Origin of the sequence: Gluconobacter sp. GP1 (assembly GCF_032913585.1) — a bacterium.
In the GTDB taxonomy this organism is placed as follows: Bacteria; Pseudomonadota; Alphaproteobacteria; order Acetobacterales; family Acetobacteraceae; genus Gluconobacter; species Gluconobacter cerinus.
Window position 1 is genome coordinate 348487 of the sequence record NZ_JASGXC010000003.1, and the last position, 19661, is coordinate 368147.

Annotated in this window: 20 protein-coding genes and 1 tRNA gene; 7 read left to right on the forward strand and 14 right to left on the reverse strand. The window is 54.7% G+C overall.

All coding sequences use genetic code 11. From position 1 onward, the window contains the following. Positions 1-58: 58 nt before the first annotated feature. From lepB to R5H23_RS09820, 3 genes are all read left to right on the forward strand, one after another. Positions 59-760, forward strand: a complete 702-nt coding sequence (gene lepB, locus R5H23_RS09810) for a signal peptidase I (RefSeq protein ID WP_317215276.1) — start codon at positions 59-61, stop codon at positions 758-760. A gap of 59 nt (positions 761-819) precedes the next feature. After that, positions 820-896 (forward strand) — tRNA-Pro (locus tag R5H23_RS09815). A gap of 115 nt (positions 897-1011) precedes the next feature. Then, positions 1012-1470, forward strand: coding sequence for an NUDIX domain-containing protein (locus R5H23_RS09820; protein WP_317215277.1), 459 nt, complete (start codon positions 1012-1014; stop codon positions 1468-1470). A gap of 2 nt (positions 1471-1472) precedes the next feature. Here the strand turns inward: R5H23_RS09820 and R5H23_RS09825 are convergent, their stop codons facing one another. The 4 genes from R5H23_RS09825 to R5H23_RS09840 all read right to left on the reverse strand — a co-directional run bounded on the left by R5H23_RS09825 (position 1473) and on the right by R5H23_RS09840 (position 4762). Beyond that, positions 1473-2084: a hypothetical protein gene (locus R5H23_RS09825; RefSeq protein ID WP_317215278.1), complete on the reverse strand. Its 612-nt coding sequence runs from the start codon at positions 2082-2084 to the stop codon at positions 1473-1475. Beyond that, positions 2081-2833: a hypothetical protein gene (locus R5H23_RS09830; protein WP_086633555.1), complete on the reverse strand. Its 753-nt coding sequence runs from the start codon at positions 2831-2833 to the stop codon at positions 2081-2083. The genes R5H23_RS09825 and R5H23_RS09830 overlap by 4 nt, the downstream gene beginning before the upstream one ends. Positions 2834-3034: 201 nt before the next feature. Further along, entirely contained in the window at positions 3035-4372 is a 1338-nt protein-coding gene (locus tag R5H23_RS09835; protein WP_317215279.1) for a glycoside hydrolase family 68 protein, read from the reverse strand. An 87-nt stretch (positions 4373-4459) separates the two neighbouring features. Next, positions 4460-4762 (reverse strand): hypothetical protein, encoded by a 303-nt coding sequence (locus tag R5H23_RS09840; RefSeq protein ID WP_317215280.1) that lies wholly within the window; start codon positions 4760-4762, stop codon positions 4460-4462. A gap of 246 nt (positions 4763-5008) precedes the next feature. Here R5H23_RS09840 and R5H23_RS09845 point away from each other — a divergent pair, with 246 nt between their 5' ends. Beyond that, positions 5009-5380, forward strand: a complete 372-nt coding sequence (locus R5H23_RS09845; RefSeq protein WP_046900560.1) for a hypothetical protein — start codon at positions 5009-5011, stop codon at positions 5378-5380. Between the two features lie 58 nt (positions 5381-5438). On the opposite strand, the gene hemH is transcribed toward R5H23_RS09845, so the two are convergent. Further along, entirely contained in the window at positions 5439-6470 is a 1032-nt protein-coding gene (gene hemH / locus R5H23_RS09850; protein ID WP_317215281.1) for a ferrochelatase, read from the reverse strand. A 466-nt stretch (positions 6471-6936) separates the two neighbouring features. Here hemH and R5H23_RS09855 point away from each other — a divergent pair, with 466 nt between their 5' ends. Further along, positions 6937-7359 carry a host attachment protein gene (locus R5H23_RS09855; protein WP_046900557.1) on the forward strand — a complete coding sequence of 141 codons (423 nt, stop codon included), beginning with the start codon at positions 6937-6939 and terminating at the stop codon, positions 7357-7359. 24 nt (positions 7360-7383) lie between these two features. On the opposite strand, the gene R5H23_RS09860 is transcribed toward R5H23_RS09855, so the two are convergent. From R5H23_RS09860 to R5H23_RS09880, 5 genes are all read right to left on the reverse strand, one after another. Then, positions 7384-8484 carry an anhydro-N-acetylmuramic acid kinase gene (locus R5H23_RS09860; protein ID WP_317215282.1) on the reverse strand — a complete coding sequence of 367 codons (1101 nt, stop codon included), beginning with the start codon at positions 8482-8484 and terminating at the stop codon, positions 7384-7386. Positions 8485-8497: 13 nt separating this feature from the next. Then, complete coding sequence (locus tag R5H23_RS09865) at positions 8498-9385, reverse strand: N-acetylmuramic acid 6-phosphate etherase (protein ID WP_317215283.1); 888 nt, start codon at positions 9383-9385, stop codon at positions 8498-8500. Positions 9386-9464: 79 nt separating this feature from the next. Beyond that, positions 9465-10508, reverse strand: coding sequence for an aspartate-semialdehyde dehydrogenase (locus R5H23_RS09870; protein ID WP_317215284.1), 1044 nt, complete (start codon positions 10506-10508; stop codon positions 9465-9467). Between the two features lie 26 nt (positions 10509-10534). Further along, positions 10535-11173 (reverse strand): 2OG-Fe(II) oxygenase, encoded by a 639-nt coding sequence (locus R5H23_RS09875; RefSeq protein ID WP_086633562.1) that lies wholly within the window; start codon positions 11171-11173, stop codon positions 10535-10537. Between the two features lie 80 nt (positions 11174-11253). Then, positions 11254-11571: a hypothetical protein gene (locus tag R5H23_RS09880; RefSeq protein ID WP_211509525.1), complete on the reverse strand. Its 318-nt coding sequence runs from the start codon at positions 11569-11571 to the stop codon at positions 11254-11256. 204 nt (positions 11572-11775) lie between these two features. Between R5H23_RS09880 and R5H23_RS09885 the strand changes: the two genes are divergently transcribed. Then, on the forward strand, positions 11776-12750 hold the full coding sequence (locus R5H23_RS09885) for an alpha/beta hydrolase (RefSeq protein ID WP_317215285.1): 975 nt from the start codon (positions 11776-11778) through the stop codon (positions 12748-12750). Between the two features lie 84 nt (positions 12751-12834). Beyond that, entirely contained in the window at positions 12835-15480 is a 2646-nt protein-coding gene (locus tag R5H23_RS09890; protein ID WP_317215286.1) for a 2-oxoglutarate dehydrogenase E1 component, read from the forward strand. Positions 15481-15502: 22 nt separating this feature from the next. Here the strand turns inward: R5H23_RS09890 and R5H23_RS09895 are convergent, their stop codons facing one another. The 4 genes from R5H23_RS09895 to R5H23_RS09910 all read right to left on the reverse strand — a co-directional run bounded on the left by R5H23_RS09895 (position 15503) and on the right by R5H23_RS09910 (position 19587). Continuing rightward, on the reverse strand, positions 15503-15661 hold the full coding sequence (locus R5H23_RS09895; RefSeq protein ID WP_167386119.1) for a hypothetical protein: 159 nt from the start codon (positions 15659-15661) through the stop codon (positions 15503-15505). Positions 15662-15724: 63 nt separating this feature from the next. Then, positions 15725-17038, reverse strand: coding sequence for an AAA family ATPase (locus tag R5H23_RS09900; RefSeq protein WP_317215288.1), 1314 nt, complete (start codon positions 17036-17038; stop codon positions 15725-15727). 195 nt (positions 17039-17233) lie between these two features. Then, entirely contained in the window at positions 17234-18277 is a 1044-nt protein-coding gene (locus R5H23_RS09905; protein WP_317215290.1) for an Ldh family oxidoreductase, read from the reverse strand. Then, on the reverse strand, positions 18274-19587 hold the full coding sequence (locus R5H23_RS09910; RefSeq protein ID WP_317215291.1) for a cation:dicarboxylate symporter family transporter: 1314 nt from the start codon (positions 19585-19587) through the stop codon (positions 18274-18276). The genes R5H23_RS09905 and R5H23_RS09910 overlap by 4 nt, the downstream gene beginning before the upstream one ends. Positions 19588-19661 lie beyond the last annotated feature (74 nt).

Sequence of the window (19661 nt, forward strand, 5' to 3'; positions counted from 1 at the left end):
AAGGCTTAAGTTGCGGAACGCCTGCCGTATGGCACTCTCCGATCTTGGAGAGACCGCAATGAAACATCTTCAGATTTTCCGAAAACTGCTGCCTGCGCTGCCACCTGTTTTGGGTGTACTATTCATTCATACAGCGCTTGGCGCGGCCTACATCGTTCCATCGGCGTCGATGCAACCGACCTTAAAGATCGGTGACGAAATTATCGTTTCTGCACCTTCTTATGGCCTAAGCACAGCCTCTCTACCCTTCGGCTACGCGTTCGCCCAAATAACGCCAAAACGCATCTTTGGGCATTTGCCACACCGAGGCGACATCGCTGTGTTTCGGGCTCCCGCAAATCTTCATGAAACATGGGTCAAACGCGTCATCGGTCTTCCTGGAGACAGAATTGCCCTGATGGATGGTCGAATTCTCTTGAACGGGAAAATATTGCCTTGGAAAGATAAGGGTCCGGATCAAGAAGAGGACAGTCGCGGGCATACTTACTCCGCTGAGCGTTATGAAGAAACGCTTCCAGACGGAATGCACCATGACATTGTTAAACTGACGCCCCATGGACCTCTCGATAACGTTCCCGAATTTACGGTCCCGGCAGAAAGATTATTCGTCATGGGAGACAACAGAGACAATTCGGCTGACTCCCGTGTTTCAGTCGCAGAAGGCGGTGTAGGCCTTCTTCCAATCTGGAATCTTCAGGGTCGTGCGATTACCGTTCTGTTCTCTTGGAAAAGTATCAAAAGAATATTGGTTTCCATCTGATTTTTCACCCCATCCTCTTGCCACGAAAGCAAATTCCCGGTAGGAGAAGCGCCGTCGGCCGGAGTGTAGCTCAGCCTGGTAGAGCACTGTGTTCGGGACGCAGGGGCCGGAGGTTCGAATCCTCTCACTCCGACCAGCCGATAAGCGGATTATCAGAAAAATCTGATCAGAGCGTAGTTACTTGACGCTCTAACCGTGTCCTAATTTCATATACTAAAATCATGGCCCGAACAGTTCTCGGGAGACTTGCTATGCGTCAACGCCCCGCTGCCCGATTACTGGTTCTGGATCAGCAGGATCGCGTCCTTCTCTTTAGGTTTTTTCACTCCTCAGGCACATTGGCTGGGCGAAGTTATTGGTCCACGCCCGGCGGAAGCCTGAAGGATGGAGAAAATTTTGTTCAGGCGGCAAAACGCGAACTGCACGAAGAAACAGGATTAAACGCGCCCTTTCTCAGCTCTGAGATTGGTCAGAGAACATTCGTCCTGACGCTCGCGGGTGGTGAAACTGTTTTAGCTGACGAGCGCTTTTTTGCCCTTCGTGCACCAGAGACCACGCTCTCCTCTTCCGGCTGGACGCCCAACGAAAAGAACGTTCTCAAGGGCCATCACTGGTGGTCTAGAGGTGAACTGGAACAGACGACCGAAATCATTTTTCCGGAACGTCTGCTCGATCTCCTGACCACGGCGCTGTCAGGCCACCTCCCCTGATTTCAAAGAGGTTTCAGCCCAACAAAGGGATGCACGGGTTGGTTAGACTGACATTCCGCTAGAATTTCTGGAGCCTGAAGGCCGTGAATATGCGTGTACAAGGCCTGCCGCGCATTGAGAATTCTGCCTGCCTCTTTATCCCGAACATCGCCAGGTTGCCCGAGCAGAGCACCGGCATATTCGACTTCACGCTGCATCTCCGCATCAGGAAGAGCAGACAATGGCACGAACTGAACAGGCAAACTCAACTGTTGTGTCTTTGAACGGCTGGCATCTGCGGCAATGCCAATGACCGGCACAGTTGTCAGAGCAGACACAGAGAATGAGCCAGACTGCGTCAGACTACCATTGAGCTGCATTGTCATTGGCCCGGAAACAAGCGCAACAACCGGGTCCAGAGTGTGTTGCGAACATTGTAGGGCACGCACGTTCCCATCAAAGCGATGAGACTGCTCTGTGGACCAGTCCTGAACCTCTGAAACACTGACGACACCAGCTTTAGCCAGATCCTTCTGAACCCCGGCCAGCGCTGCACTCACCGAAGTCTGTTCACCAGAACCAAAGACACATCCTGAAAGCAGCAACCATACAGGCAAAAAATATATCGGCTTCATGCTGCACTCATTTCCGCAACAAGGGCCTGTACGTCTTCAGATTTTGGCGAAAGCCCTTGCACCGTGAGCCAGTTCTGTCTGCTAACAAGCCCATAAGCCTCATCACAAATCTTCAGGAACGTATTCCACGGCATGAAGGTCCGGCTGCCCCACGTATTGAAAAATACACCGTCAGGTGTGTACCCCGTCAGCGCGATAGCATGTCCTCCGACAAAAACGTGGTCCTGCACAGCATCCCAATCCCAATCGGTACCTAACGGAAGATTCATGAACCCGCGCGGAACCTGCACCCCTGCCAAAACGCCGCCCAGATAGGAAATACCGCGTTTGATACCGCTCACTGAATGGGAATCAATAATACCGTAAGCCGTCAGATAATCTCGGGTCTGCCCCGGCCGAACAAATCCATTACTCTTCCAGTATTGCAGTTGCTCCAGCAAAATCGTGCCATTATCATTCTGACCCGTCACCGGATTAAATCCCGTGACAGCACCATAGTTCTGGAGAACTTGTTCGCTAGAAAGCAATACCAGCCCCTGGGCCACTTTTGTCCAGGTTGCTGTCAAAGCCGCATGAGCTGCAAAAGCACAGCATCCGAACTGATCATTACCCCACATCTGATAGGGCACTCCCTGGGACCAGTCCTGGTGCTCTGGAACGTCTGGAACCCGCGCCGTCAGAACGGGCGAAAGCCGATAGGTTCGTACATCATGACGCGGAGGCAACTTGCCCAGTCTACGCTCAATCATTCATCAACACTCCACGAACAGAGAATGAAGAAACCAGAGCGGCATGCCGTATTTGCAGGGAGTTCTTCGTTCTGATCGAAGCAAAGCCAAGGCACATGCCAAAACGCTCCGAAAAAAATGAAAGCCACTCCCGTAGAGGAGTGGCTTTCATCAACGCCTTATCAAAAAATCTCAGGTCGTTTTAACCTGAGCCTCTGACAATCAGGCTCTGACGTCATACGCCAGAGAGGCCGGCCAAGCGGCTTGGGCAAAAACCTGCGCGTAATCATGGACTTCTGTCAGAAACGTCCGATCACCATCCAGCACCAGACGAACCGTCGGTGCTAGTGTACCGCCAATCCGATAAGTATCCGGATTTTCCGCATTCTGACCGGCAGCCGGAATGGTATCGATAAAGGACTGAACATAGCCCTCTGCATCTACAAAGTGCGAATACGTCGAATACGGCTGCGAAGACGGATTACCAAGTACAAGCCCTGAGCTATTCAGGGGCTTGTATGGGCCGAAAATACCCTTCTCGGACACAAAGCCATAAACGCCATCAGGCCCCGTGCTCTTGCCCGTGTACGTGGAGTGATGGCTGATCGTGAACAGATAGGTCAGACCGTCCTTGAAAACGAAATGGGGACGTTCGGTCTGATCGTTCACGCCAAGAGCCGTTACCAGAGCAGGCATCAGCTCCCATCGGGAATAATCCCCCTTGCGCCAGCCAGAAACACACCGGGCCAGACCGATCGCTGCTGCACCATATTGTGCGCCAGCATCCACCGCATATCCCGGCGGAACAGCACCCATTTCATCCGTGCCGATAACAAACTGACCACGCGCACCCGGAACATTGCCTTCAAACAGCGTATAAAGCTGGCCATCGCCCGGATTGATGAACGGCTGCGGATCACGGAAATCAAAATATGGATCTTCAGACGCATTGGCGTAATGAACACCATCTGCCTTGAACATTTCCGTGCTTGTGGCGAAGCCGTCGAACCAGACACCCTTATCATCTGCATGAATAGTGCCGGAGCTGACCGCCGGAACAGAGTTGCCATCAGGCGCACCGACGGACGTATAGAACATGTCCACCTTGTTCTCGGTACCCTCACGCATCACCAGAGAACCGGACCATTCCCACGGACGCAGATCGGCAGAGGTCTGGAACAGTCGGCCGCCCCAGGTCCACTCCACACCATCGCGGCTATACCAGTAGCCGATATAAGCGCGGTCATTGCGGGAATGCCATTCGTCATAAATCTTGGCGTTGGTCTTATCCATCTTGTCCACGGCAAGCGACCACAGGACGAACCAGCCTTTGAACGTGACGGTACGCATGTGCATGTCACGCAGCGCACCGCTGTCCCAGATCATGACGTCATTGGACATAATGGGAAACTGGTAATCGATCACCGGCATGGTTGTCGTCGGATCGTCTGTACGAACCTTCAGCGCATCCGCAATCGTCCAGCGAGAAACAGGATATTTGGTTGGAACAGGACGCGAAAAATTTGCCTGCACCAGAGACTGGGAGGAAATAGCATTCATAATTTTACTGATCCATACTGAATAAGTATTTGAAAAAATTTCTGGCTCTCAGGAAAAAATTCCAAGTAATTCGAGAGCCAGAGTATTTTACGCTTTAGAAGAAGCGTCCTTCTTCACGCTTTCTCCACTTCCAGAATCTGAAGTAACTTTACCGACCTGCCGTTCAAGACGATTGGCAGCCCAGCCAAAGTTCAGCCCCAGAAGGGTAATGACGCGGTAAATTCCGCCGAACCGTGATGTATTTTGTGGAGGAGGCAAGAAAACCGTTATCAGCTTGCAACCAATAATCAGCAGAGCCACCCAAAGTTCATAGCGGGCCGGAATGTCAGCAAGCAGACCCGAAAGATCAAAACCCGAAATATCCACAGCCTGAAATCCTAATAGGCTCATAAAAAAAGAGGCTGCCCCCTCGTGGAGTCAGCCTCTTATGAAAATCATTTTCTGATATTGATGATTGAGCCATCTGCTTAACGATTCATGGCTCAATGCCACAGTTATATGAAAAACCTGGCCGCAACACAACCCTAAAAACCATCTCTGCTCGCCAGAGAGTTGAAACCTTCCCCCCACATACCTAGTTTCGACATTCAGAAAGTCTCTTTCTTCCAAGAGACCGATAAGAGAGACGAAACTTCCATGACACGCTCAATGCGTTCTGCTCTGGCTCTGGCCGCCCTCCTCACCGCTACCCCGGCCCTCGCCGAACCAGGCGGCTGCATCAAGTACGGTGCAGCCGGTGCCGTAGGCGGACATCTGGCCAACCACCATGGTGTTATTGGCGCCGTTGGTGGCTGCGCCGCTGGCATGTATCGCCGCCACCTGTATCGCAAGGATCTGCGCGAGAAGGCTGCTCTTTGGGACAAGGAGCATCCGGCAGCCCCGAATACCGGCGGCTGGTGGCAGAGCCACCACGATGCGACGTCCGTGAACCAGAAGGCTCAGTGGTACGACGCAGAACACCCCGAGCCAGGCACAAATGCGCCAGCTCCGCAGGCGCCGCAGCACTAAAAACAAAAAAGGCCCGGCTGGTAACAGCCGGGCCTTTTTCATGAGTATCCAAACAGTTTCAACCTACTCCGAACCCTCTCAGGGCTGTACGAGACAATACCTCCAGAAGGTCAATCGACTCGTCTGAATCGTTCAGACAGGGCACAAGCGCAAACTCTTCCCCGCCCGCTTCCATGAACTCTTCTCGAAGCTCATTCCCAATTTCATCCAGCGTTTCAATACAGTCCGCCATAAAGCCTGGCATGATAACTGCAATTTTCGTGATGCCCTGCTTCGGGAGAGCACTTACATAAGGGGCCGTATAAGGCTGAATCCATTCAAGCGGCCCGAAGCGCGACTGGAACGTCAACGGCATCTGCTCTTCAGAAAGCCCTAACGCCTGACGCAAGGCAGCAATCGTACGAACACATTCGTCCTGATACGAGTCGCCCTTTTCGATACAGACTTTTGGCAATCCATGAAACGACGCCACAATTCGTTGGGGCTTGAAGGAAAGGCTTTCCAGCGTCTTCAACACAGATGTTTCCAATGCCCGCACAAATGCCGGATGATCTGGAAAAGACGGAACCGTCAGAACAGCTGGTTGCTTTCTCAGCTTCATCAATGCCCGGAAAAGCTGATCGTTAGCCGTGGCAGTCGTTGCTGAGGAGTATTGCGGATAAAGCGGAATACTGACGATACGGTCACATCCCTGGTCCATCAGGCTTTCAACAGCCTGCGCAACAGATGGGCGGCCATAGCGCATGCCCCACTCAACAGGGACACCGTCTGCTTTTAACCGAAGGCGAAGCTTCTCAGCCTGACGCTGAGTATAGACCCGCAACGGAGAAGCATTCTCCTCCCGATCCCAGATTCGTGCATAGTTTGCACCGCTGGCGAAAGGTCGTTTTGTAAGGATGATACCCTGCAGGATGGGCTGCCAGATCAGCGGCGAACTTTCGATAACGCGCCGATCGGAGAGAAACTCGCTCAGGTACCGACGCACCGCCAAATAGCTGGTGTCATCAGGTGTACCGAGATTGAGAAGTAGGATGCCTGTCCGTCCATGAGGCGGAGAGGCATGTTGGGGTTTTTTGAAAAAGAAGGCCATAGTACCCTTCAGTGTGAAACAGGGCTACAAATGGCGAAAGAGAAAAAACACATTAACCGAGGGATGCGCGTCCCTTTCGGGACGCTATCGTCGGCGCTTTACACGTGCATAGGAAAGACTTGGCTGTTCAACCCGGCGGGAAGCATTGTAAAAGATCACCGCCATTACAGCACCGATCGATCCGATATACGGCATGAAAGTATTCATCAGAGCCATATTTGCCTCCTTGAACCCTCTGGGAAAGTTTTCCGTGGGCTCAATACTGAGAGTGATCATATCGCCGTCGGTATTCAAGAGAAAAATTCATCCAAACGTCAAAAAAATAACCTTCACTGAAAAATATCCTTTTTTATCATAATCCTAAGCCTTGAAGAATCGAGGTAAGCCCTTCTGGAAGGGCAACCCCAGCGCTCCGCCCACGTTTAGGTCCTGACCAATCTGATTGATCGGGAAAGGATCTGATACAATGGCAACCCAAGACCCCGTCATCTACGTCGTCGCTGATGGTGAAAAAGCCCGTTTCCTTCGTCTGGAAGGCTCACAGCTCAGAACCATCGAAAACTTCGATATCCATAAGGGCTCAGACGCAGCCAAGGATGTAGGTTCGCTCAAGGCTGCTCATACAAGCCCGAAGGAGCAGCTCAAGACGCACTTCGCGAAAGATCTGGCGGCTCACATCAACAAGGCTGCACAGGACAGCAATGTTGAGGGAATCCTTCTTATAGCTCCGGCACAGTCTCTTCACGACATCCGTGAAAGCCTGGACAAGCCAACGTCCAAGAAGCTTTTCAAAAGCCTGACAAAAGATCTTACGAACACCCCGGATCATGAACTGCTGAAGCATCTGGACCGTCCGGAAACGGGCTGGCCGGAACTTGCATCAGTCTAAAATCCGAGCAGACAGGCAGACCGCTCAGCGTGCTGATCGGCCTGCCACACAAGGCTTTTCCGTCCCAGTCGTCTGTGGCCACGACGAAGGAAGATCACGTACATAACGAACGGCCAGAAGCGCAAAGCACTGGGCCTCAAGTGCGTCCCCGTCCCATCCAAGATCATCGACGGACCCGAGACATCCCAAACGTGAGCGCAAGCGCTCCATCAAAACTGGATTGTGGCGTCCCCCTCCAGCGACAAACCATTTTGCGGGTTTGACCGACATGGGTGTTCGAGCAATCGCTTCAACCGTAAACTCCAGCAGTGTCGCAGCACCGTCTTCAGCAGAAAGCGTTTCAACGGCCTGCATGGCAGAAGCGTGAAAGCTCAAACGGTCTAACGACTTTGGCATTTCACGCTGAAAATATGGCACTGCCAGCAAGCTTTCTAAAACAGCTCGGTCTACCTTTCCTTTTCTCGCTAACGCGCCATCGACGTCACACGCAACGCCAGTATGTCGCTCCGCCCAGTCGTCCAGAAGAGCATTTCCCGGTCCGGTATCGCACGCCCAAACCAGACGCTGCCCCTCTGTGTTCGGCCCGAGCAAGGTGACATTTGCCACGCCACCAATATTCAGAACAGCAACAGACTGCGTCTCACTTTCCAAAAGCGCGGCATGCAGAACGGGCACCAATGGCGCGCCCTCACCACCACATTCCAGATCCCGTGCACGGAAATCATAAACAACCGGGACGCCACACTCCGCCTGAAGAAGCGCTCCATCACCAATCTGCCAGCTTCGCCCTTTTTCCGGCTGATGCAGGACAGTTTGCCCATGAAAGCCAATGATATCAGGGCGAATATCTGGAGCCAGCGTCATAAGCTCCCGAACAGCATCCACATGCCGTAGCGTCACGTCCCGTTCGGCAGCCAGAATATCCGGATCATCTTCTGCCAGTTGTGCAGCATGATCCAGCAAATGGCGCAGCCGAGCCCGCAAAGCAGAGTCGTAGGGAACCGTCACGGCTGGCCCATACTGAGCAATCCGCTCCCCATCTGTCTGCACCAGAGCTGCATCCACCCCATCAAGAGACGTGCCACTCATGAGACCAATGGCCCACTGCATATTCTCGAAAGACATCAGGTTTTTACCTTCAGAGAGAGGCCAGGACCGTATGCAGATTGCCGTTATGCGCCTGAAGAAGCGTCTCAATCTTCTCGACAGACACACCCTTTCTCACAAGAACTGCCCGCTTTACATTGCCGCCAACCAACCGCAACGCATCACGAACTTCCTCGTCCGTTCCCCCAGCCAATTCGAACACCATGCGCTCGGCACGTAACTGCAACTTGTCATTGCTAATTCGCATATCGACCATACGCCCGCGATAGACATGCCCAAGGCGCGTCATCAAAGCGGTAGAAAACAGGTTAAGCGCAACCTTCTGGGCCGTCCCTGCTGCCATCCGCGTGGAGCCAGCCAAAACTTCAGCGCCCGTAGGAAGACTGATCCTGATTTCAGCACTGCGTAAAAGACGTGAATGCGCGTTTCCACTTACCCCAATTGTCAAAGCCCCGACCTCACGCCCGGCTTCAACAACAGCACAGGTGTAAGGCGTATTGCCACTCGCCGCGACACCAATGACCACGTCATTCGGCGTGGGCCCATATGCTCCAAGATCAACGCGCGCCTGATCTTCCCTGTCTTCTGCACCTTCGACAGCCTGCGTCCCTGCACCGGCGCCACCAGCCAGTAGCAAAACCAGCCGCTCAGGCGGCAGTCCAAACGTTGGTGTCAGTTCCACCCCGTCCTGAACCCCAATACGACCAGACGTTCCAGCCCCGGCATAAATCAACCGACCGCCACCCTGAAGACGGGGTACACTCGCCTCAACTGCGGCTTCAATGGACGGGAGTGCCTCTCCGACCCGCTCTAAAGCCTCTTTCTGAGAGTCCAACAGCCGTCCCAGAAGCGAATTCAAAGGCAGAAGTTCAATAGTCTGATTGGCTTCAAGAACCGTTTCTGTGCGGGGAACAGTCACGAATGACCCTTTTCATCTCGACATAAAAAACGCGTCTGAAAGTTTCCCTTCAGACGCGCCAGAACTTCAGAAAACTCCCTTATTCCTTCACAGGAAAAAGGGCTCCATTCTTCAAAAGACCCTGTTCAACCAGGCTTTCCGCAATCTGCACGGCATTCAGTGCTGCACCCTTGCGAAGATTGTCCGAGACGCACCAGAGTGCCAGACCATTCTCGACTGTCGGATCAATGCGCAGGCGAGACACATACGTTGCATCCTCCCCGACACATTCAATCGGCGTTACATAACCGCCGTCTTCGCGTACATCGCGCAGAATGACGCCGGGAGCCTTGCGCAAAGCCTCACGAGCTTTCTTCAGGTCAATCGGCTTCTCGCACTCAATGCTGATCGCTTCGGAATGGCCGATGAAAACCGGAACACGGACACAGGTCGCCAGAACCTGAATGTCCGGATCCAGTATCTTGCGGGTTTCAACCGCCATTTTCCACTCTTCCTTGGTCGCTCCATCTTCCATGAAACGATCAATGTGCGGAATGACGTTAAAGGCGATCTGCTTGGTAAACTGAGCCACCGTCGGCGGGTCGTTCACGAAGGTGCCCTTGGTCTGCCCAAACAGTTCGTCCATTCCGTCTTTGCCCGCACCGGACACGGCCTGATAAGTCGAGACGACAATCCGCTTGATCTTGAACAGATCATGCAGCGGCTTCAGCGCTACAAGCATCTGCGCCGTTGAGCAGTTCGGGTTGGCGATGATGCCACGACGCGCCTTTTTCAGCGCAGACGCATTCACCTCTGGCACCACCAGAGGAATACCAGGCTCCATACGGAAATGGGACGTGTTGTCGATCACGACACAACCCGCAGCGGCAGCCTTCGGCGCATAAATCGCCGATACTTCTCCGCCCGGCGAAAACAGCGCCAGATCCCACCCCGTGAAATCAAACGTCTCAAGGTTCTGAACCTTCAGCACTGCCTTGTCGCCAAAGGAAATTTCCCGCCCGACAGAGCGCGGCGACGCAAGTGCCACGACCTCGTCCACAGGGAAATTACGTTCTGCCAGAATCCGCAGCAGCTCGCGCCCCACCGCTCCCGTGGCGCCCGCAACCGCAACCCGATAACCCATGATGTTTTCCGTTCCCTTGTAAAAAATCAGCCTACGAAAGGCAGGCGCTTGACCAGCGCCGAAAGACGATGCCGCCCCAGTTCGTACCGAGCCTTCCGGCCCGTTGCCATATAATTGAGCTGGATCGCATACCGCGTCCCGACAAACTGCCGATGCCCGTGCCACGTTGTCGGACCATTAGGGAACACCAGCAGCGTTCCCTCAGCCGGCGTGACTTCCACGTCATAGTCCTCGACATCATCCGGGCCATTCAACAGACGCAAACACCCATCCCGCGAAGACCAGTCTTCGCCTCGCGGGTTAAGATACAACAGCACCGTAACCAGCTTGGCTTCGGAATCCCGGTGAATGCGCCCGTCTTTTTCACGCGTCCGACCACGAACCGTCAGCATGGTCGGTGCATCCGCCAAGTCCAGGCCAAACTTCTCCGCAATCAGGTCCTTGAGCAAAGGACCCTGCAATTCCTCGATCATGCTATTCACACGAGGTGTAAGCTCCAGCGCCTCCGGCGGAAAAGATCCGCCGGACTGCATGTCCGGCAGATCAGCCACAATGGACTGAAGATCATCATTGCTGATGAAATGCGGCACAACCACATGCGGGAAAGGCTTCTCCGCAATCGGCGTATGCGCCAGAGCATCATAATCGAGAGAAATGTTGGACATAGTGGCCGAGGCTAGCCCTGCCCCAACGACCCGGCAAGACCTATTCCACACACGTCAACACCAACTCTCACGAAAGAAACTTACCCGCGAAGTGGCTTCTGCGCCTTTGAAACGCGGCTGGTTGACAGATAGCGGACATATCCAGCCCCAAGCCGGTTAGCACCGCCCGTGCAAACCTGCGGCTGACGCGGTTCTTTCACGTTTGGAACCCAGACCGTATGCAACAGGCGCGGATTGATCCGACAAACAATTAACCGCCGGTCCACACCAGACATCCCTGCATCTTCAGCAAGTCTCATCCGTACGGACAGCATACCACTTTCCAGACCCTGAGCCGAAGCATCCGGCGTCATAAGGGTCGTGACAGCTAAAAATAGACAGACAAGCAGAGCACGCATGAGCTGAACTCCTCGACATGTCCTTCGCAATTTCCAGAAACTGCCAGAAGGCACTGCCTGTATGACGCTGCGTGCCGCTCAAAAGTTGCGGCAATTTTATGGCAAACTTCGCTCTACCTTAAAACATGATGCCTCAAACCTCCCCTTCAGGCAGACGTTGAAGCCACCAAAAGATCAGGTTTCCCATTTTTCAGGAATGCTCTCATGAATACAGCGCGACTTGTCCTTCCGGAACTCCTTCCGACCCTAAGCCAGTTTCCTGCCACTGACCTGACACCAGAAACACTTCCGGACCTGAGAAACGCCCTTGAGAACCGCGCCGCGCAAGCATTTCAGAAAGCTGAAGATTTTCAGGTTACTGTTGAACAACGTCACATCCCTGCACCCCCTGAGGGCGACAGAACCATCCGCCTTCTGACCGTTCAACCTAAAGAGAAAAGCTCTACACCCCGTCCGGTTTTGCTGCACTTCCATGGTGGAGGTCACTGCGCTGGACGCCCCGAACAGAACACTGCCGAGCTCTGCCGCTTCGCCCAGGATTTGAATTGCCTTGTCATCTCCCCGGATTACCGCCTCACGCCAGAAACACCTTTCCCAGGTGGCATTGAAGATGCCTACGCGACGCTCTGCTGGATTTATGACAACGCTGACGCCCTAAATATCCGCCGCGATCAGATCGCCGTTACCGGAGAAAGCGCAGGCGGGAATCTTGCGGCGGCTGTCTGCCTGCTGGCCAGAGACCGCAATGGGCCAGCCATTCTCTTTCAAAACTTGATTTATCCGATGCTGGATGACCGGACGATCGACAACGAGGCAAACCCTTCTCCCGTCGCAGGCGAATTCGTCTGGACGCGCGCCAGTAATACTTACGCCTGGGGGATTCTTCTCACACCCTCCCTGCCCGGCGCTGACGATATTTCTCCCTATGCCGCGCCCTCCCGCGCCCGCGATCTTTCTGGGCTGCCCCCTGTCATTATGACGATCGGCTCATTGGATCTGTTTCTCGAAGAAGACCTGCTCTACGCCCAACGACTGATCCGAAGCGGGGTCTCCGTGGAACTGGAGATCGTCCCCGGGGCCTTCCATGCCTTTGATGTGACAGAAACTCCTGTGGCAAAACGTACCCTCGACAGACGAATCACTTCCATGAAGCGGTTCTTCACCCCATCTAGAGACTGACACGGAATGCATTATCCAAATGCGTTCCCCCACCTGCTCTGATGGGCTAGAGTTCGCGCCCCTGTGACTGGAGACTGATTTTTCATGGGCGATCACCGCGACGACCGCGATGCCATCAACGGCGCAAACACTGTCTATCTGGCCGAGCTTCATGCCCGCTGGCAGACCAATCCTGCGTCCGTGGACCCAGCTTTCGCCGCCCTGTTCGAAACCCTTGGTGCTGAACGTCCTACAACTGACACGTCGGACAGTAGTGCTGAGGCCCTGAAAAACGCCTATCGTCTGCGCGGCCACGCTCTCGCACGCCTGGATCCACTCGGTCTCGCACCAACACCGCACATTCCTGAGCTTAGCCCACCCGACGCAGACCGTGATCTGCTTGCTCGGCTGCGCCGCGCCTATTCGGGCACCTTGAGTGCCGAATTCATGCACATTCAGGACCCGCAGCAGAGACAATGGTGGATTGACCGGCTTGAGACATCATCCTCGACGCCAGCGATGGAGCCGGAGCGCATTCTTCTGGCCCTGACCCGTGCAGAGGGCTTTGAAGGATTTTGTCAAAAGCGCTTCATGGGAATGCGCCGCTTTGGTCTGGAAGGTGGAGAGAGTGTTATCGTCGCCCTCCGGACCCTGATCGATGCTGCTGCACGCGATGGCGCAAAATCTGTATCGCTGGGCATGCCACATCGCGGCCGACTGAACGTTATGGCCAATATCCTGCGGAAGCCCTTTGCGGCAATCTTCAGCGAATTTGCTGGCGCGTCCTTCAAGCCAGATGACATCCAAGGGTCTGGCGACGTCAAATACCATCTCGGCACCGCCACCACGATGGAACACGCAGGCCACACCTTGCGTATTTCCCTCCTGCCAAACCCGTCTCACCTTGAAGCCGTAGACCCTGTTGTTCTCGGTCGCGTCCGGGCTGATCAGGATCGTGAAAAAGACAAGCACCGCGATCGCCATCTTGGTATTCTTGTTCATGGAGACGCTGCGTTCGCCGGGCAGGGCGTTGTTTATGAAACGCTGGGCCTTTCCAAACTTGAAGGCTACAGCACAGGCGGAACCGTCCACGTCATCATCAACAATCAGATCGGCTTCACGACCGTTCAATCTGACGCTCATTCTGGTATCTACAACACAGACATCGCCAAATCCGTTCAGGCACCAATCCTGCACGTCAATAGCGATGACCCGGACGCTGTCGCGCGGGCAGCCTTGCTGGCACATGAATGGCGCCGCGATTTTCACGCAGACGTCGTACTGGATGTCGTCTGCTATCGTCGCCATGGCCACAATGAAACCGACGAACCCGCCTTCACTCAGCCTGCCATGGTCCATGCCATCCAGTCCCGCCCCACGACGCGTCGCCTCTATGCCGATACCCTGATCCGTAAAGGCATTCTGACGTCGGATCAGGTTGAAGAAATGTGGCAGCACTTCCAGAGAAGACTGGAAGAGCAATTCGCAGCCTCCGAGCATTACCGGCCAAACGCAACTGACTGGCTGGACGGACCGCAGGATTCCACCCGCCTCCAGGATGAACCCGAACGCATCCAACCTATGACCGGCGTTCCGATGGAACGTCTGCGCATGATCGGAGAGGCCATCGGTACTATTCCAGAGGGCCTGAACGTTCACCCCCGCCTTGCACGGCAGATTATCGCCCGCGGTAAGGCCGTCGCGGACGGTGGCCCTCTCGATTGGGCCACAGCCGAAGCCCTTGCGTTTGGCACGCTCTCAATGGACGGGCATCCTGTGCGCCTATCAGGTCAGGATAGCCGACGCGGCACTTTCAGCCAGCGTCATGCTGTCCTGTTTGATCAGGAAACGGGACAGGAAGAAACGCTCCTCGCCCATATCGCCCCCCATCAGGCCCCGCTGCACCTCTGGAATTCTCCCCTCTCCGAGTTCGGGGTGCTAGGCTTCGAATACGGCTATTCCCTCGGTGACCCGGACACACTGGTTCTCTGGGAAGCCCAGTTCGGAGACTTCGCCAACGGCGCACAGGTCATTCTGGATCAGTTCATCGCCTCAGGGGAAACCAAGTGGCTTCGTACATCCAGCATGACGCTCCTTCTTCCTCATGGGTATGAAGGTGGCGGCCCTGAACATTCATCCGCGCGACCAGAGCGCATTCTTCAGTTGTGTGCAGAAAACAATCTGCGCGTCTGCAACATCACAAGCCCGGCCAATTATTTCCATGCTCTGCGCCGCCAGATTGCGCGCCGCTGCCGCAAGCCGCTGATCATCTTCACGCCCAAGTCTCTGCTTCGCCATAAGGAAGCCGTTTCTGCGCTTGCTGAGATGGGCCCGCACACGCGTTTCCAGCCAGTCCTGGCAGACCCGCAAACCATTACCAACCCCAGAAAAATCATCCTGTGTTCCGGTAAGGTCTTCTACGACCTGACTGCCGAGCGGGCGCGGAAGTCCTGCACGGACGTGGCCATCATCCGGCTGGAGCAGCTCTATCCGTTCCCTCATCACGCCCTGATCCAGCAACTGGAGCTTTATCCGGATGCTGAACAGATCATCTGGTGCCAGGAAGAGCCCCAGAATAATGGTGCCTGGATTTTTGTTGATCGTCGGATCGAGCGCGCTCTGCGCGAGTGCGGTCACAAGGTACAGCGCCCTGATTATGTGGGCCGTGAAAGTGCTGCCTCTCCTGCAACCGGTCTTCCTGGTGCACATGCGGCGCAGCAGGAAAAACTGGTGCAGGACGCGCTGGCCTGACGCTCAGGCCAGCAAACGCTTTTCAGGTTGGGCCACCTTGATATCCATAACTGCTCCGACCTGAACCCGTATTACCGAACCCATCTCCCCGATATTGGCGTGAACCCTGTCCACCATAATCCGGCCCGCAAGCAGCCAGAGCCACCAGAAGTGCCAGAGCCAGACCAACTTTTACCCGCATCGCCCTATTCCTTGTTTCGTTCGAGCTCACCAACGGAAATCTCAGTAAATCAACCGTCAGTTCTCAGTTCGCAGAGCCAGTATTGACGAGAAAGACCATATCCGTCGCGCGGGTCAGGGCTACATAACAAAGCTGCTGGGTCTCAAGAGGGTTTCCTCCTGCCCGACGTCGAATGTCACCCAGATCCACAAAAACATTCCGGAACGTACTGCCCTGAGACGTATGCACCGTCATGGCATAAATGGCCTGCAAATTAAGCAGCGCACTCTGAAACGCAAACCGCTGCTGCCAGCGTTTGCGCTCCTGTTTGGCTTCCTGAACCAGCCGACGATCCACGCTCTGAAGATCCCGCGGATCCTGCACCAGATGCGCGGTAATTTCTTCTCCTGCCAGCGTGAGCACAGTCAGGTCCCAAGCTGGTAAATCCGTTGTCCATGCCGCCAGAGATCCACAGGCGTCAAAACGGTACGACAAACGAGACGCCTGAATATCCATGACCAGAACTTCTTCATTAGTCGCAATCTGCTGCCGGCTCTTGTCTTCGTTCTGTCGACTGAAGGGCGCACGCGCGACGGCACGTTCTCCCGGCATAAAGGGACGATCAATCGTCTCCCCATACCGCCATTGTCGAACCATCTGGTTCACTTGATGAACCCGGTCATTCGTCCAGCACAGGTAACGAAAGCTATCATTGTCTGCGTCAAATGCATCAGACGTGAAGGCCTTGCGCACCCAGCTTTCAACATCCTTGGGGACGAATAACCCGGAGGAGCCTTTCCGGGCATCCTGAACCCAGCTCCAGTCCACATCGCCACCCTGACTCTGCCTGATGATCGTAGCAGCCTCCAGAATGGGATTACCCGCCGCCTGCCGAACCACTGTCTCAAGATGCGATGTCGACGGGACAGAAAAAGACGGAGAAGCGTCTTCCCCGACCGGCGGAAGCTGCGCTGGATCACCCACAAACAGCACGAAGCAGTATTTGAGCAAATCCCGGATCCACCCCATCAGCTCACGCGAAATCATGGAACACTCATCCACTATCACCACGCCATCCGGAATGGTTTGCGGGCGCTTCGCGCGTACAAGAGTGGTTTTACCACCCTGAGATGACGGCTGAAGGCTCAAATGGCTCTGGATGGTCCGGCACTCGACGGTCTTGTCCACCTTGCTTCGCAGTACAGCCGTGGCCTTGTGTGTCGGCGCCGTAATCACGGTCACAACATTCAAACGAAGGAAATGCGTGGCCACTTCCTGCATCAGGGTCGTCTTACCGCTCCCGGCATACCCCGTCAGTAAATGCGTAGGCCGCTTTTCAGCATGCGCCTTGATGATTTCATCGAGAGCCGTTTTCTGAGAAGGAGTGAGCGCAACCATGGTGTCTCCTTCTCACAATCTCGCCCCCTTCTCCACCAAAAGGACAAATGGACCAGGAAAAAAGCAGCACGGGCGCAAACTGATGACATAGAGCGAGGTATAGTTTGGGTCTGACTGCCTCCTCTCCCCCCAAAAAAAACAGCACGTCCTAACCAAGACGTGCCGATTGCTATTTTTGGGGAATAAATTATGCCCTCAAATCAAACCAAGAATTCGCTGTGTATCGGGATCGACCGGAATCCCTGTCTCGGCACGCTTTCGAGCTTCCTGCCACTCCCGGTCACCCGGCGCCATGACTGGATTATGCGAATTAACGGACGGACCATTTCTTAAAAGATCGAGATAAGAGCCCATTGCAAGATCATAAGCCGCTTTGCCGATAAACCTTGCTGGATCTATGGCGATTGCAAAGTGACCAACGTTCTGCCGCTTCCGGTCGCTCTGCTCTTCATCAGTGCCCACCATAACCGGGTCCAGTGCCGCCCCCGTCAGAACGCCTGCCAGTATGGTAACAAGCCCAGCCAGTGCAGCCCCCTTGAAACCAAACTCTTCCCCACCAAGCGGCTGAAGAAACGCAGCTGACTGTGCATCTCGTGTGGGTAGTCCGTCATCACGCGCAGCCACACCTGATGGTAACGACAAGCCAAGAGAGCGATAGAGCTTAACGCGATTGAATGGAATTGAGGACGTCGCAATGTCCATAAGCCACGGATCAGAACCACTGGTCGGGGCAGCCATCGCAATAGGGTTTGTTCCGTGAAATGGCTTGGCGCCCCCAAACAGGGACACGGCTGCGTCAGAGTTACTCATGATCAAACCGATCATTCCTTGTCTTGCAGCCTCAACGACATACGCGCCAGCTGCTCCGAAATGCGAGGAATGATGCACTCCAACCGCGCCAATTCCAGCGCCCCGAGCTAACGCCACGGCTTCATCCATGGCGCGATAGGCCGCAGAATGAGCCAGGCCGCCATCAGCATTCAATTGCCCAGTTGCCGGCCCGGTTCTGGTGAAGACAGGAACAGGCAGGGAATTCACCCCACCAGACCGCAGAAGCCGCACATAATGTCCCACCAGCCGAACACCATGACTATCGACCCCGATACGAGACGCATAAAGCAAAGCCCTGGTCGTGGCTTCGGCGTCTGCATCCTGAGCTCCGGCTTCCACCAGACACGCGTGAACACGCTCAGACAGCAACGCTTCCGGATAATACAAAAGCTTTGTCATGCTGCTCATGACGGAAGCTCCATTTTCGCACGGGGAGCCAGAATATGTCGGGCCCGCTCACGATCCAGCGCCCCAGTCCACGCCGCCATAACAACAGGAGCAACACAGTTTCCTGCAAGGTTACCAACAGCCCGGGCAATTCCGATAAACCAGTCTACTGCCAGAAGAAGCACAAGACTGGAGAGCGGAATGGAAGGAGCAGCAGCCAACGTGGCAGCCAGAACGACGATCGCAATCCCCGGAACTCCATGAGCCCCTTTGGACGTAATCAGTGCCGTCGCCAACATAGAGAGCATTTGCGTCAGCGTCAGAGGCGTACCAGTCACATCGGCCAGAAACACAATGGCAAAGCCAAGATAGATCGATAGTGCATCCAGATTGAGCGAATACCCCGCAGGAACAACCAAACCAACCACCTGCCTAGAAACGCCCATGGCTTCAAGCTTTGCCATGATGCTTGGCAGAACTGAATCAGAGCTGGTCGTCGCCGTGACAATAAGGATCTCTTCACGGAAATAACGGGCAAAGCGCCACGGATGAACACCGCACGCCAAAAGGCAGCCACCCAGAAGCACAACGATGAAAACTGCAATAGCTGCGAAATAGAGCACAACGAACGACGCAAGCCGCCCAATAGCATCCAGTCCGTACTCTGCTACCGTCGTCGCAACAGCCCCGAAAACTCCTAGAGGTGCCAGAGCGATAATCAGCCGCATCATTCTTGAAAAAAGCGTCGAGAGACTTTCAATCAGGCGTGTAACAGGTGCACCAACGTCCCCAATCCGGCTCAGGCAACATCCTGTCAGAATGGCGAAAAACAGGATCTGGAGAATGTTCCCTTCGGCGAAAGCGGCAACCGGAGACCGTGGAACAAGACTCAGGATGAACCCGGTAAAACCCTGCCCGTGCAGAAGATGAGCATTCGCAGCGTAGGATGCCACGATATGGGCATCCTCAGGGCTGGGCGTAAAAGTCAGCCCTTGTCCAGGCCGGATAAGCATGGCTGCCCCAACCGACAGCAGCAGGACGAGCGTGGTCATACCCTCGAAATAAATCAGGGACCGAAAGCCCAGTCGTCCCACAGCACCTAGCGATCCCGCGCCCGTAATACCCGTCACGACAATACAGAACAGCAGCGGGCCGACCGCCATCAGAATCAGACGAAGGAACAGATCAGTGAGCCATCGGAATTGCCCTGCAACATGCGGTGCGAACAGACCAACCAAAACCCCGATCAGAGTTGCAATCACAACCTGAGAGAAAATCCCTGGACGAAACCTGCGTTTCGCATCTTTCGAAAGGCTCGTATTGCTCGTCATCCAGACCTTCTTCCCGTCGTTCCTTCAGAAAACCTGACGCCGGCTAGAGGCTCTGCACTCCGGCTCAGGTCCTG

What these genes read in the sequence shown, in the direction of transcription:
- R5H23_RS09900 (WP_317215288.1), bottom strand. Translation starts at nt 17,038, where the DNA reads ATGGTTGCGCTCACTCCTTCTCAGAAAACGGCTCTCGATGAAATCATC.
- R5H23_RS09860 (WP_317215282.1), bottom strand. Translation starts at nt 8,484, where the DNA reads ATGTCTTTCGAGAATATGCAGTGGGCCATTGGTCTCATGAGTGGCACG.
- R5H23_RS09905 (WP_317215290.1), bottom strand. Translation starts at nt 18,277, where the DNA reads ATGAGCAGCATGACAAAGCTTTTGTATTATCCGGAAGCGTTGCTGTCT.
- R5H23_RS09840 (WP_317215280.1), bottom strand. Translation starts at nt 4,762, where the DNA reads ATGAGCCTATTAGGATTTCAGGCTGTGGATATTTCGGGTTTTGATCTT.
- R5H23_RS09830 (WP_086633555.1), bottom strand. Translation starts at nt 2,833, where the DNA reads ATGATTGAGCGTAGACTGGGCAAGTTGCCTCCGCGTCATGATGTACGA.
- R5H23_RS09820 (WP_317215277.1), top strand. Translation starts at nt 1,012, where the DNA reads ATGCGTCAACGCCCCGCTGCCCGATTACTGGTTCTGGATCAGCAGGAT.
- R5H23_RS09845 (WP_046900560.1), top strand. Translation starts at nt 5,009, where the DNA reads ATGACACGCTCAATGCGTTCTGCTCTGGCTCTGGCCGCCCTCCTCACC.
- R5H23_RS09855 (WP_046900557.1), top strand. Translation starts at nt 6,937, where the DNA reads ATGGCAACCCAAGACCCCGTCATCTACGTCGTCGCTGATGGTGAAAAA.
- R5H23_RS09880 (WP_211509525.1), bottom strand. Translation starts at nt 11,571, where the DNA reads ATGCGTGCTCTGCTTGTCTGTCTATTTTTAGCTGTCACGACCCTTATG.
- R5H23_RS09895 (WP_167386119.1), bottom strand. Translation starts at nt 15,661, where the DNA reads ATGCGGGTAAAAGTTGGTCTGGCTCTGGCACTTCTGGTGGCTCTGGCT.
- R5H23_RS09885 (WP_317215285.1), top strand. Translation starts at nt 11,776, where the DNA reads ATGAATACAGCGCGACTTGTCCTTCCGGAACTCCTTCCGACCCTAAGC.
- R5H23_RS09890 (WP_317215286.1), top strand. Translation starts at nt 12,835, where the DNA reads ATGGGCGATCACCGCGACGACCGCGATGCCATCAACGGCGCAAACACT.
- R5H23_RS09870 (WP_317215284.1), bottom strand. Translation starts at nt 10,508, where the DNA reads ATGGGTTATCGGGTTGCGGTTGCGGGCGCCACGGGAGCGGTGGGGCGC.
- R5H23_RS09825 (WP_317215278.1), bottom strand. Translation starts at nt 2,084, where the DNA reads ATGAAGCCGATATATTTTTTGCCTGTATGGTTGCTGCTTTCAGGATGT.
- R5H23_RS09875 (WP_086633562.1), bottom strand. Translation starts at nt 11,173, where the DNA reads ATGTCCAACATTTCTCTCGATTATGATGCTCTGGCGCATACGCCGATT.
- R5H23_RS09910 (WP_317215291.1), bottom strand. Translation starts at nt 19,587, where the DNA reads ATGACGAGCAATACGAGCCTTTCGAAAGATGCGAAACGCAGGTTTCGT.
- hemH (WP_317215281.1), bottom strand. Translation starts at nt 6,470, where the DNA reads ATGGCCTTCTTTTTCAAAAAACCCCAACATGCCTCTCCGCCTCATGGA.
- R5H23_RS09835 (WP_317215279.1), bottom strand. Translation starts at nt 4,372, where the DNA reads ATGAATGCTATTTCCTCCCAGTCTCTGGTGCAGGCAAATTTTTCGCGT.
- lepB (WP_317215276.1), top strand. Translation starts at nt 59, where the DNA reads ATGAAACATCTTCAGATTTTCCGAAAACTGCTGCCTGCGCTGCCACCT.